The 12,815-nt window shown below is 61.0% G+C and carries 12 protein-coding genes; 2 read left to right on the forward strand and 10 right to left on the reverse strand.

Going from position 1 to position 12,815, the window contains the following annotated elements:
- Positions 1-5: 5 nt before the first annotated feature.
- Positions 6-407, reverse strand: coding sequence for a YbaY family lipoprotein (locus HF257_RS11120; RefSeq protein ID WP_185707423.1), 402 nt, complete (start codon positions 405-407; stop codon positions 6-8).
- Positions 408-458: 51 nt separating this feature from the next.
- On the reverse strand, positions 459-2,969 hold the full coding sequence (gene plsB, locus HF257_RS11125; RefSeq protein ID WP_185707422.1) for a glycerol-3-phosphate 1-O-acyltransferase PlsB: 2,511 nt from the start codon (positions 2,967-2,969) through the stop codon (positions 459-461).
- A 180-nt stretch (positions 2,970-3,149) separates the two neighbouring features.
- Between plsB and HF257_RS11130 the strand changes: the two genes are divergently transcribed.
- Positions 3,150-3,359 (forward strand): cold-shock protein, encoded by a 210-nt coding sequence (locus tag HF257_RS11130; RefSeq protein ID WP_003219353.1) that lies wholly within the window; start codon positions 3,150-3,152, stop codon positions 3,357-3,359.
- A 133-nt stretch (positions 3,360-3,492) separates the two neighbouring features.
- Here the strand turns inward: HF257_RS11130 and HF257_RS11135 are convergent, their stop codons facing one another.
- The 4 genes from HF257_RS11135 to HF257_RS11150 form a co-directional block, all read right to left on the reverse strand.
- Complete coding sequence (locus HF257_RS11135) at positions 3,493-3,870, reverse strand: hypothetical protein (protein ID WP_185707420.1); 378 nt, start codon at positions 3,868-3,870, stop codon at positions 3,493-3,495.
- 49 nt (positions 3,871-3,919) lie between these two features.
- A complete protein-coding gene (locus HF257_RS11140) occupies positions 3,920-4,729 on the reverse strand; it encodes a putative RNA methyltransferase (protein ID WP_185707419.1) in 810 nt (269 codons plus the stop codon).
- Entirely contained in the window at positions 4,729-5,880 is a 1,152-nt protein-coding gene (gene dapE, locus HF257_RS11145) for a succinyl-diaminopimelate desuccinylase (protein WP_185707418.1), read from the reverse strand. Before dapE ends, HF257_RS11140 begins: the two co-directional genes overlap by 1 nt.
- A gap of 110 nt (positions 5,881-5,990) precedes the next feature.
- Entirely contained in the window at positions 5,991-8,582 is a 2,592-nt protein-coding gene (locus HF257_RS11150; RefSeq protein WP_185707416.1) for a glycosyltransferase, read from the reverse strand.
- A gap of 217 nt (positions 8,583-8,799) precedes the next feature.
- On the opposite strand from HF257_RS11150, the gene tcdA reads away from it, so the two are divergent.
- The gene (tcdA, locus tag HF257_RS11155; protein WP_065877359.1) at positions 8,800-9,609 is read left to right on the forward strand and encodes a tRNA cyclic N6-threonylcarbamoyladenosine(37) synthase TcdA; all 810 of its coding nucleotides are present in this window, start codon (positions 8,800-8,802) and stop codon (positions 9,607-9,609) included.
- Between the two features lie 116 nt (positions 9,610-9,725).
- Here the strand turns inward: tcdA and HF257_RS11160 are convergent, their stop codons facing one another.
- The 4 genes from HF257_RS11160 to HF257_RS11175 form a co-directional block, all read right to left on the reverse strand.
- Entirely contained in the window at positions 9,726-10,139 is a 414-nt protein-coding gene (locus HF257_RS11160) for a SufE family protein (protein ID WP_185707414.1), read from the reverse strand.
- Positions 10,136-11,341 carry an aminotransferase class V-fold PLP-dependent enzyme gene (locus HF257_RS11165; protein ID WP_185707412.1) on the reverse strand — a complete coding sequence of 402 codons (1,206 nt, stop codon included), beginning with the start codon at positions 11,339-11,341 and terminating at the stop codon, positions 10,136-10,138. Before HF257_RS11165 ends, HF257_RS11160 begins: the two co-directional genes overlap by 4 nt.
- 63 nt (positions 11,342-11,404) lie before the next feature.
- The gene (dapD, locus tag HF257_RS11170; RefSeq protein WP_185707410.1) at positions 11,405-12,439 is read right to left on the reverse strand and encodes a 2,3,4,5-tetrahydropyridine-2,6-dicarboxylate N-succinyltransferase; all 1,035 of its coding nucleotides are present in this window, start codon (positions 12,437-12,439) and stop codon (positions 11,405-11,407) included.
- 33 nt (positions 12,440-12,472) lie between these two features.
- Positions 12,473-12,781 (reverse strand): arsenate reductase, encoded by a 309-nt coding sequence (locus HF257_RS11175; protein WP_233081382.1) that lies wholly within the window; start codon positions 12,779-12,781, stop codon positions 12,473-12,475.
- Between the last annotated feature and the right edge of the window lie 34 nt (positions 12,782-12,815).

Genomic DNA, 12,815 nt, shown 5'->3' on the forward strand with positions numbered 1-12,815 from the left:
CGAGTTCAGTGGGCCACAGCATCAACGCGCAGGCGCAGCGGCTGCGGGTCCTGGCCGTTGAGCTGCACAGAGTGCCGTTCGGTGGTGATAAACAGTAGCTTGCCATCCAGTTCGATGCGAGCGCTCACCGAGTAGCTGTGGCCAGGCTTGACCTGGGCCGGGTCGTAGCTCAAGTGGAAGGGCAGCGGCACTTGGCCTTTGACCGGGCCTTTCTGTTCAGCCAGGGTCACCGCCGGTGCGTCGGCCAAGGAGACATCTTGCAGGCTGACGCTCAAGGTGGCGGTCGGCGGCAAGGCGATGCGTTGCAGGTAAAACACTTCGCCGTCGAGGCTGGCCTTGGGTGCGGGCGTCATGGATTGGCAGGCTCCGAGCAGGGCGGTGAGGCCCAGGAGGATGATCTTTTTCATGGTCTAGCTCCTTGTAAACGGCGCCGGAAACCGCCCGGCGCCTTATTCAATCTAGCGGCTTTCTTCAGGTTTGACGGCTTCAGATTCGACCGGGGTGTCATCCACACGGTGCAGCGCCACCTGGCGGATCGACAAACGAATCTCCGCCGGCAACACGCGTTTGGCGGCGCCTTCGGCCAGCTCACCGAGCATGTCGTGGTAACTCAATTTGCCGGCTTCATCGCGGCGCAGCACATCTTGCTCCAGCAGGGTCTGGATGAAATGTCGGAAAAGACTCTTGTCGAAAAACTCCGGGGCATTGAGGCCATGCAGGATCGACAGGCGCTGGGCCATGATCGTGCACAGGTCCTCCAGTTCTTCGGCGCTGATGCTGTTCTGGCCGCTGTTGAGCAGCAGCGAGATCGCCATGTAGAAGCGTTGCAGGGTCTGGGCAATGCTCTTGGACAGCAGGGTCAGCAGCACAAAATGCCGTGAACTCGGCGCCGGGCGCAGGAACACGTCATTTTCAAAGCGCAGCAGGCCCTGTTCGACAAAGGCTTCGAGCCATTGGTCGACGACCGTGTCCAACTCCTCCAGTGACCAGCGAATAAAAAGTTCCGATTGCAGGTACGGATACAGGGCGTGGGTGTAGCGCAGGATCTGTTCGCGGCTCATCCGCGAGCTGCTCTGGAAGAAGCTCGCCAGCAACGCAGGCAACGCGAAGATGTGCAGTACGTTGTTGCGGTAGTAGGTCATCAGGACGGCGTTCTGCTCGTCCAGGTACAGAATTTTACCGAGGGCGTCGCTCTGTTCCGACAGCAGGTCCATATCTTTGACATGCTTGATCAGCGCCATGCCATCGCCTTCGGGCAAGGTGGTGTGGGGCGAGTAAGGCACGCGGCGTAGCAGCGCCAGGTACAGGTCCAACTGGCGTGCCATGGCCTGTTCATCCAGGGCCAGGCGCGTGGTGGACAGCAGTGCCAGGGCCACCAGGTTCACCGGGTTCACGGCAGCGGCTTCGTTCAAGTGGCGGGCTACCTGCTCGCCGAGACGGTTAGTGGTTTCGTTGAGCCACGCCGGTTTGTAGTTCGGGCCGAGTTCCTGGGCACGCCAGTCCGGTTGTTCGGCATCGAGGAACTCGGCCAGCTTGATCGGTTCGCCGAAGTTGACCGCCACCTGGCCAAAACGCTGCTTGAGCGCGCCGACCACTTTGAAAATATCGAAGATCGACTCTTTCTTCTTGCTCGCGCCACGCAACTCGCCGAGGTAGGTGCGGCCTTCGAGCACACGTTCATAGCCGATGTACACCGGCACAAACACGATGGGCATGCGCGATGAGCGCAAAAAGCTGCGCAGGGTGATCGCCAGCATCCCGGTCTTGGGTTGCAGCATGCGCCCGGTGCGCGAGCGCCCGCCCTCGACGAAGTACTCCACCGGGAAACCCTTGGTGAACAGGGTGTGCAGGTATTCGTTGAACACCGAGGTGTACAGCGGGTTGCCCTTGAAGGTACGGCGCATGAAAAACGCACCGCCACGGCGCAACAGGCTGCCGATCACCGGCATGTTCAGGTTGATGCCGGCGGCGATGTGAGGCGGGGTCAGACCGTTCTTGAACAGCAGATAGGACAACAACAGGTAGTCGATGTGGCTGCGGTGGCAGGGGACGTAGATCACCTCGTAGCCCTGGGCAACCTTCTGCACGCCTTCGATGTTATTGACCTTGATGCCGTCGTAGATCTTGTTCCAGAACCAGCTCAATACCACTTCGAGGAAGCGGATCGCGGTGTAGGTGTAGTCCGAGGCGATCTCGTTGCCATAGCGCAGGGCCTGGGCCTTGGCCTTTTCCGGGCTGATTTTTCCCCGTTCGGCTTCATCGGCGATGGCCTGGCGCACCAGCGGCATGTTGACCAGGCCCTTCACCAGGTTGCGGCGGTGAGACAGGTCGGGGCCGATCACGGCGGTTTTCAGGTTACGGAAATGCACCCGCAGGATGCGTTGAGCCATACGCACCGTGCGTTCGTGACCTTTATTGTGCTCGATCAATTCACGCAGGTTGATGGGCGCAGAGAATTGCACACGGGTCTTGCGACCGAGGATCAGGATACTCAGCAGTCGGCGCAGACGGCCGGTAACGGCCCAGCTGTCGGCAAACAGCAGCTTCCACGGGCTGGACTCGCTCTCGGGCGATTGCCCCCAGAACACGCTGACCGGAATGATTTGTGCATTCTCTTCGGCGTGTTCGGTCAGGGTGTTGACCAGACGCGTCAAGGTGGGCGGCGCGCCGCGCTTGTCCTGACGGCCAAGCCAGTCCGGCTCCGGCGTGAGGTAGAAGAACGCCGCCGGTTCCATCAGCGGGCCCACCGATACCGGTAGCACCGGGCGTGGCAGGCCCGCCTTGGTGCACTCGGCATCGACCACGGCCAATTCGGTAAGGGAGGGTGATTGCAGGACGTAGAACACCGGCCGGCTGCGGTCCAGGTTAAGAGTAAGGGACGACTGGTTGATCGTCTCCGAGCGAACCCAGAGGTACAACAGTCGGCGCAAGGTGCCAAACACCAGACGGCGGAACGGGGAGCGGGTCATAGGCGTGCTGCTTCAAGTGGTTAAAACCGAGCAGGTGCTCGGGTCGGTAGTGTGCCGTATTCGCCGAAAATCGGCAAAAAAGCAGCGATGTAAACTTGAGTTGATCGTTTTTGAGCCTGTCTTATACTCGGCAGTTCAATGCGGCACTCAACAATAAAAATGCAAGTGGGAGTGAGACAAATGGCAACGCGCGAAACAGGCAATGTGAAGTGGTTCAACGATGCAAAGGGTTATGGGTTCATTCAGCGCGAAGACGGCAAGGATGTGTTTGTGCACTACCGCGCCATTCGTGGTGAAGGCCACCGCTCGCTGGCCGAGGGCCAGCAGGTGGAATACGCCGTGGTGACCGGCGAGAAGGGGTTGCAGGCGGAGGATGTGGTGGGGCTGTAAGTCCAGCGCAAAAACCAATGTGGGAGCGGGCTTGCTCGCGGAGGCGGTGCTTCAGTCAACATCTTCAGTGACTGATACACCGCCTTCGCGAGCAAGCCCGCTCCCACATTTGATTGGGTTCACAATTCAGGTTTTATGCAGTTTTCCAGGTGATTTCTTCTTCACCATCCGCGCTGATGCGCATCCAGCGATCCGCGCTCTCTTCACCTTCCTCTTCCACCCACGTGCCCGGCGCGCAACGCACTTCAACGTTCAGCGCGGCAAACGCAGCGCGGGCGCAGGCGATGTCGTCGTCCCACGGGGTCTGGTCGCTTTCCAGGTACAGGCTGTTCCATTTGCCTACGGCTTTCGGCAGCCAGGTCACGGGCACGTTGCCGGCCTTGCACTTGTAGGTCTGGCCCTTCTGGACCCAGTCGGTGCACGGGCCCAGGGCAGCGCCCAGCCAGGCGGCGATGGCTCGGTGGTCGACGTCGGCGTCCTTCAGGTAAATCTCGATATCGGGTTGGCGCATGGATGTTCCTCGTTGCGGGATTTTAAAAATCCATTCGCGGAAAAGTCGGTTATTGAAGCACGAAATAGTCGTAGCGCATCGACACAGTGACCAGCAGCGGCTCGGCCGCCTCGATCACTTGGGTGCGACGCTCGGCGCTGGCACGCCAGCCGTGGGGCGTCATGGCCAGCAGGTTGGCGCGGTCCTGGGGCTCGGCCAGGCTCAGCGTGAACTCCAGGGTTTCGCTGTGCGCAAGGCTCATGCCTTCTGGCACCAGGGCCAGGTGCTTGTCGTCAGTGTACTCACGCACTTCGTCGTAGAGGCGTTCGCGCAATTCCATCAGGTGGCCGCTGGTGGGGCCGACCTTCATCAAACCGCCGCCAGGGCTGAGCAGGCGTTTGGCCTCTTCCCAGTCCAAAGGGCTGAAGACACTGGCCAGGAATTGGCAACTGGCGTCGGCCAACGGCACGCGGGCCATACTGGCGATCAACCAGGTCAGGTTAGGGTTGCGCTTGCACGCGCGCTTGACCGCTTCCTTGGATATATCCAGTGCGTAGCCGTCTGCGTGGGGCAGGGCATCGGCGATTTGCGCGGTGTAGTAGCCCTCGCCACAACCGATGTCCACCCAGCGCTGTGGAGCGCGTTCAGCGGCCAATTCGGCCAGGCGCTTGGCCACCGGCGCGTAATGCCCGGCGTTGAGGAAGTCGCGGCGTGCCTCGACCATGGCGAGGTTGTCGCCCGGGTCGCGGCTGTTCTTGTGCTGCACCGGCAACAGGTTCAGGTAACCCTGGCGCGCGCGGTCGAAACGGTGCCCGGCCGGGCACGCCACGCCATTGTCCACCGCGTTGAGCGGGGCGCTGCAAATGGGGCAAGCGAGCATCAGGCGAGCAACTTGATCAGGGTTTGGTAGTAGATTTCGGTCAGCACATCGAGGTCGCTGGCCAGGATGCGCTCATTCACTTGGTGAATCGTCGCGTTGACCGGGCCCAATTCGACCACCTGGGTACCGAGGGTGGCGATGAAACGCCCATCCGACGTACCGCCGCTGGTGGACGCCTTGGTTTCACGCCCCGTGATTGCCTTGATGCTCGCGGATACCGCATCCAGCAGCGCGCCCGGCTCGGTGAGGAACGGCAGGCCCGACAGCGCCCACTCCACGTGCCAGTCCAGGCCGTGCTTGTCGAGGATTGCCGCTACACGTTGCTGCAGGCCTTCGACAGTGGACTCGGTGGAGAAGCGGAAGTTGAACACCGCCGTCAGGTCACCGGGAATCACGTTGGTGGCGCCGGTGCCGGAGTTCAGGTTGGAGATCTGGAAGCTCGTTGGCGGGAAGAAGGCGTTGCCATCATCCCAATGCTCGGCAGCCAGTTCCGCCAGGGCCGGTGCGGCCAGGTGGATCGGGTTCTTCGCCAAGTGCGGGTAGGCAACGTGGCCCTGCACACCGCGTACGGTCAAGGTGGCGCCGAGGGAGCCACGACGACCATTCTTGACCACATCGCCTACCAATGTCGTGCTCGACGGTTCGCCGACGATGCACCAGTCCAGGCGCTCCTTGCGGGCGGCCAGGCGTTCGATCACAGCTTTGGTGCCGTGGTGCGCCGGGCCTTCTTCATCGCTGGTGATCAGGAAGGCCACCGAGCCCTTGTGGTCCGGGTAGTCGGCGACGAAACGCTCCGACGCCACCAGCATCGCGGCCAGGCTGCCTTTCATGTCGGCCGCGCCACGCCCACAGAGCATGCCGTTTTCGTCGATCAGCGCGTCGAACGGGTCGTTCTGCCAGGCCTGCACCGGGCCGGTCGGTACCACATCGGTGTGGCCGGCAAAACACAATACCGGGCCGTCGTGCTTGCCGTGGGTGGCCCAGAAGTTATCCACGTCCTCGATGCGCATCGGCTCAAGTGCAAAACCGGCGTCGCCCAGGCGCTGCATCATCAGCTTCTGGCAATCGGCGTCGATCGGCGTCACGGAGGGGCGACGGATCAGGTCGATGGCAAGTTGAAGGGTCGGCGAAAGGTCGGCATGGGCCGTCATGGGGGAAACTCCACAGCTTTATAAGATGAGCAGGCAAGGCGCACAAAACGGCCGTTATCTTATAGCAAAACGGCGGCCAGAGGCCGCCGTTTAGTGCATTGCGCAAGTTTTTACGCCGCGGGTGCGGGCTCAGGCTCAGCCGCAGGTTTAGGCAGCGACGACAGGAACGCCATGATCAATGCCGCCACATACGGCAGCGACTGCACCAGCAGCATCACCACCCAGAAGCGGATGTCATTGCTCGGCAGGCCCTGCACCAGGTAGATCCCCAGCGCAGCGCCCCACAACAGCAGCATGATGAACATTTCTTCGCGGGCTTCGGAGATGGCTACCCAGAAGCCGTGGTTATCCGCGTTTTTCGGTGTACGAAAGAACGGAATACTGGTGGTGAAGAAGCCATACAGCACTGCTTTGGCGATGGTGTGGGACAACGCCAAACCGGCCAAGGCCGCGCAGAACGCATCCTTGAGGTTCACGCCAACCGCGCGGCGGTACAGGAAGATGATCTTGCCCACCTTGAACACGAACAACGCCAACGGCGGGATCGCGAAAATCAGCAGCGGCGGGTCGACCCGCGTTGGCACGATGATCATCGCCGCCGACCACAACAGGGCGCCCACGGTGAAGAAGATGTTCATGCCGTCCGCCACCCACGGCAACCAGCCCGCGAGGAAGTGGTAGCGCTGGCCACGGGTCAGCTCGGTGTCCTTGCCGCGCAGCAAGCTGGCGGTGTGACGCTTGATGATCTGGATCGCGCCGTACGCCCAGCGGAAACGCTGTTTCTTGAAGTCGATAAAGGTATCCGGCATCAAGCCCTTGCCGTAACTGTCGTGGTAATACGCCGCTGACAGACCTTTCTCAAATACGCGTAGGCCCAGCTCGGCGTCTTCACAGATACACCAATCGGCCCAGCCCAGCTCTTCGAGCACCGAGCGACGGGTCATGGTCATGGTGCCGTGCTGGATGATCGCGTCACGGTCGTTGCGGGTGACCATGCCGATATGGAAGAAACCCTTGTATTCCGCGTAGCAGAGCTTCTTGAAGGTACTTTCGTTCTGGTCGCGGTAGTCCTGCGGCGACTGCACCACGGCGATTTTCGGGTCGGCGAAGTGCGGCACCATGTGCTTGAGCCAGTTCGGCGACACGCAGTAATCCGAGTCGATTACCGCGATCACTTCGGCGTCCTTGGCGGTGTGCGGGATCAGGTAGTTCAGGGCACCGCCCTTGAAACCGGCCAGGGGCGCGACGTGGAAGAACTTGAAGCGCGGGCCCAGGGTCTCGCAGTAGTCACGCACCGGTTCCCATACAGCAGGGTCCTTGGTGTTGTTGTCGATGATCAGGACTTCGTAGTCCGGATAATCCAGCGCGGCCAGGGCGTCGAGGGTCTGTTTGACCATCTCCGGCGGCTCGTTGTAGCACGGCACGTGGATCGACACTTTCGGGCGGTAGTCCGAATCACCTTCGACCGGCAGGAATTCACGCCGACGCTTGTGGGTCCATACCGCTTCTGCCAGTTCATGGGCTTCGGTCAGCAGCACGATAAACACGCCGAGTGCGCCGAGGGCCAGAAGAATGCCCACGGTGACACTGAACCAGGTGCTGTATTGCTGGCTGTAGTCGTAGCCAATCCACACCAGCACCGACCCGCACAGGAACGCGATAAACGTCAGGAACGTGCGGCCACGCTGGCGCAGGGCCGAGCCGTCGATCATCAGCAGGGTCAGGGACAGCAGCGCAAGCACCACCGAGCCGATAGCCAGCACGCGCCATTGCGGGATCGCGACCACTGGGCCTTCAAAGTTGAATTTCTGCTGGCGCGCCGCGTTGTACACGCCCCAGTAAGCGCCGGCGGAGCCTTCGTCGCTGACTTTCCACGGCTGATCGAAGGCCTCGATCACGAAATAGTTGTAGCCCTGGCGGTTCAGCTTGTTCACCAGCGTGCGTAGGTAAATCGCTTGGTCGGCCGGGGATGTTTCATTACCACCGCGCATGCGGCCGTTGCTCGGCCAGCCAACTTCCGACAGCAACAGTGGCTTTTTCGGGAACAGTTTCTTCAGGTCTTTCGCGCGGTCGAGTACGTACTGGCCGGCCTTGTCCATCGGAATGTATTCCCAGAACGGCAGGATGTGCGCGGCGATCAGGTCGACGTGCTTGGCCAGTTGCGGGTTCTTTTCCCAGATGTGCCATTGCTCGGACGTTGTCACCGGCACTTTCACGGCGGCGCGTACGCGGTCCAGCAGCACGATCAGTGCTTCTGGGGTGATTTCCTCACGGAACAAGGCTTCGTTGCCGACCACTACCCGTACTACGCTGCGCGAGCTGTTGGCGATCTCGATGGCGCGCTGGATTTCACGCTCGTTGCGTTCCAGGTCAGGGCTGATCCAGATACCCAGGGTTACCCGCAGGCCGAACTCTTCCGCCAGCTTGGGGATGTCTCCCAGTGTGCCGTCGACCGAGTAGGTACGGATGTTGTCCGTCAGCTTGCTCATGATCTCAAGATCACGGCGCATCTGATCGTCGGTGGGGTATTGGTCTTTCTGTGGGAACTGGCCTTGTTGGAACGGCGAGTAGGAAAAACCGGAGATCTGCTCAGGCCAGTTGGGAGCAGTGACGGGGCGGTTGATCAGCGCCCAGAAGCCGGTAAACAGTGCGGCGATTGCCAACACGATCACCAGGTTGAGTCCAAATTTACGCGATGCCATGGTTATTTCGGGTTCCAAAGGGTGTGGAACGAAAAGAGGTGTCGGCCAGCGCCGAACGGCGCGCATCCTACACCGACGCTTCCCTGAGCGTATAGCAGACAGAGAAAAGCCGGACGTTAGTCAGCGAAAGGCCATCTAAGTTCTTTACTTGTAGCTTGTCGCTTCGAACTTGTCGCTCTGTAGTCCATAATGCGCGCCGGTTTTTGGGGTAATGGTCATGAGTACAGAAGATCCGCGGTTTGCAGGCGTCGCCCGCTTGTATGGCATTGAAGGCCTGGAACGCTTGAAAGCGGCCCATGTGGCGATCGTCGGCGTCGGCGGCGTGGGCTCCTGGGCGGCAGAAGCCATGGCCCGGTGCGGTGTGGGCGAGATTTCGCTGTTTGACCTGGACGACGTCTGTGTGAGCAACAGCAACCGCCAGTTGCATGCGCTGGACAGCACCGTTGGCAAGCCCAAGGTCGAGGTGATGGCCGAACGCCTGCGTGGTATTAACCCGGATTGCACTGTGCATGCGGTTGCGGATTTCGTGACCCGTGACACCATGGCCGAATACATCACCCCCAACATTGATTGCGTGATCGACTGCATCGACGCCGTCAACGCCAAGGCTGCGCTGATCGCCTGGTGCAAGCGCCGCAAGATCCAGATCATCACCACCGGCGGTGCGGGCGGGCAGATCGACCCGACGCTGATCCAGGTGTGCGACCTGAACCGCACCTTCAATGACCCGTTGGCGTCGAAAGTGCGCTCCACGCTGCGCCGCGATTACGGCTTCTCGCGCACCGTTACACGTCATTACAGCGTGCCGTGTGTGTTTTCCACCGAGCAACTGCGCTATCCCAAGCCGGACGGCAGCATTTGCTTGCAGAAGAGTTTCGTGGGTGACGGGGTGAAGCTGGACTGCGCCGGAGGGTTTGGCGCGGTGATGATGGTCACGGCCACGTTCGGCATGGTCGCGGCGACGAAAGCGGTGGACAAGATTGTGGCCGGGGTGCGCAGGCCTTCGGAGCGGGTCAAACCTGCTTAGATTGCAGCTCCATACACTATTTAAAATGTGGGAGCGGGCTTGCTCGCGAATGCGGTGGTTCAGGCAGTGATGTACCGACTGACACTCTGCTTTCGCGAGCAAGCCCGCTCCCACATTTAGTTTTGTGTAAGGCTCAACGCCCGCATGCGCTGCAACACTGCATTCAAGCCATTGCTGCGGGATGGTGACAGTTGGCGGGAAAGGCCCAATTGATTGAACCAGTCGGGCAAGTCCACCGCCTGCAACTCGACGGCAGAAAGCCCATTCACTCGCGCCAGCAGCAACGCCACCAGCCCGCGAATCAACCGCGCATCGCTGCTCGCAGCAAACTGCCAATGCCCATCCTGTAAACGCCCCACCAACCACACCAGGCTTTCGCAACCCTGCACCAGGTTGGCGTCGACTTTGTCTTCAGCGGCCAGGGCCGGCATGCGTTCGCCCCATTGCATCAGCATGCGGGCGCGCTGTTCCCAGCTACGGACGGCTTGGAACGCTTCAAGCGCGTTCGTCGCATCAACGGGCAAGCTCATCGCAACATATCCAGCGCTTGGTCCAGCGCTTCAAAGAAGCGCTCCAGGTCATCGGAGTCGTTGTACAGCGCAAGCGACACACGGATCGCCCCCGACAAGTGCATCGCCTTGAGCAGCGGCATCGCACAATGATGGCCAGCGCGCACGGCAATGCCTTGTTCGGTCAGCAGGTGGGCAAGGTCGGCGTTGTGTACGCCTTCGACCACGAAGCTGACCAGTGCCACCTGGGGTGATCCCAGTACCTGCACGCCATTGCGTGCTTTGAGCCCGCGCAACAGGTAGTCATGCAAGGCTGCTTCATGAGCGATGACGGCTGGCTGGTCCAGCGAACTCAGGTAGTCCAGGCTGGCGCCCAGGCCGATCACGCTGGCAATCGGCGGTGTACCGGCTTCGAAACCCAGCGGCGCCGGGCGGAAAGTGGCGCTGTGGTAATCGGCCTGCTGCACCATCTCACCGCCAAACTGCCAGTGACGCAGGTGATGCAGGGCTTCATTGCGGCCAAACAGCACGCCAACGCCATCCGGGCCGTAGAGCTTGTGGCTGGAGAATACGTAGAAGTCGCAACCCAGTGCCTGCACGTCATGACGACCATGGACGATACCTTGGGCGCCGTCGACCACGGTCAAAGCGCCATAGGGGCGGGCCAGTGCAAGCAAGGCTTCCAGCGGTTGCCAGGCGCCCAACACGTTAGATAACTGGCTCACGGCCAGCAGGCGTGTGCGTGGGCCGATCAGCTCAGCGGCAGCGGTGAGGTCAATCACGCCATCATCACCCAGGGGTAGCACCACCAGTTCCAAGGCGCGACGCTTAGCCAATTGCTGCCACGGCAGCAGGTTGGCGTGGTGTTCCAGGGCGCTGATAACAATCTCATCGCCCGCATTGAATAGATGCTCCAGGCCATAGGCCAAGAGGTTCAGCGCAGAGGTTGCGCCGTGGGTAAACACGATTTGCCCGCTGTCACCTGCGTTCAACCACTGCGCGACCTTGCTGCGGCTGTCTTCGAAAGCCTGGGTCGCATGGGCGCCTGGCAAATGCTGGGCACGGTGCACATTGGCTGCGCCATTGGCGTAGTAATGGCTGATGGCATCCAACAGGGCCTGGGGTTTTTGTGTGGTAGCGGCATTGTCCAGATAGGTCTGGTCTTGCCGTTGCAGGGTGGCGATGGCCGGGAAATCGGCGCGCCAGAGGGAGGGCACAAGCATGGTGTTCAAACTCGTATAAACGAGCCCCAGGATCGGGGCCCGCTAGTGGCATCGAGTGGCTGCTTAGTTGTGAGCGTGCAGCGCTTCGTTCAGTTCGATGGCCGATTTGTGGGTTTTGCACTCCACGGCACCGGTCTCGGAGTTGCGGCGGAACAGCAGGTCCGGCTGGCCGGCCAGTTCACGCGCCTTGACCACTTTTACCAGTTGGTTCTGCTCGTCCAGCAGCGCAACCTTGGTGCCGGCGGTAACGTACAGGCCCGACTCCACGGTGTTGCGATCGCCCAACGGGATACCGATACCGGCGTTGGCGCCGATCAGGCAGCCTTCGCCAACCTTGATCACGATGTTGCCGCCGCCCGACAGGGTGCCCATGGTGGAGCAACCGCCGCCCAGGTCCGAGCCCTTGCCGACGAACACGCCCGCCGATACACGGCCTTCGATCATGCCCGGGCCTTCGGTGCCGGCGTTGAAGTTGACGAAACCTTCGTGCATCACGGTGGTGCCTTCGCCCACGTACGCGCCCAGGCGGATACGTGCGGCGTCAGCGATACGCACGCCAGCCGGCACCACGTAGTCGGTCATTTTCGGGAACTTGTCCACCGAGAACACTTCCAGCAACTCGCCACGCAGGCGCGCTTCCAGCTGACGTTCGGCCAGTTCGTTGATGTCGATTGCGCCCTGGCTGGTCCAGGCTACGTTCGGCAGTTGCGGGAACACACCGGCCAGGCTCAGGCCGTGTGGCTTGACCAGACGATGGGACAGCAGGTGCAGCTTGAGGTAGGCCTCAGGCGTGGAGGTCAGTGCTGCGTCTTCGGCCAGCAGGGTGGCGACCAGCGGGGTATGGCTTTCAGCCAGGCGATTGAGCAGCGCCGCTTGGGTCGCGTCGACGTTCTTGAGGGCATCAGCCAGTTGCAGCGCTTGGCTGATGGTGAAGGAGATCGCCTGGTTGCCTTCGGTGTAACCCAGGATCGGGGCGATAGCGGCGACGATTTCAGCCGATGGGTTGAGCAGCGGTTGTGCGTAAAACACTTCCAGCCAAGCACCTTGGCGGTTCTGAGTGCCGACGCCGAAGCCCAGGCTGAACAGGGAATTGGACATGCTGTTACCTCTACAAAAATGGAAAGGGCTGGCCTACTTGAGGGCCGCCGAATAACTATCTGGCTTGAAGCCAATCAGGGTTCTGTCACCGAGATCAAGCACCGGGCGCTTGATCATCGAGGGTTGTGCGAGCATCAATTCAATGGCTTTCGACTGATCGAGATCGGCTTTGCGTTCGTCTTCGAGTTTGCGAAAGGTGGTGCCCGCACGGTTCAAAACCACCTGCCAACCGTGCTCGTTGCACCATTGGGTCAAGTGTTCGCGGTCGATACCGGCCGTTTTGTAGTCGTGGAACTCATAGCTCAGCCCGTGCTCATCGAGCCAGGTGCGCGCCTTTTTCATGGTGTCGCAGGCTTTGATGCCGAAAAGGTGCAAG

It is taken from the genome of Pseudomonas cremoris (assembly GCF_014230465.1).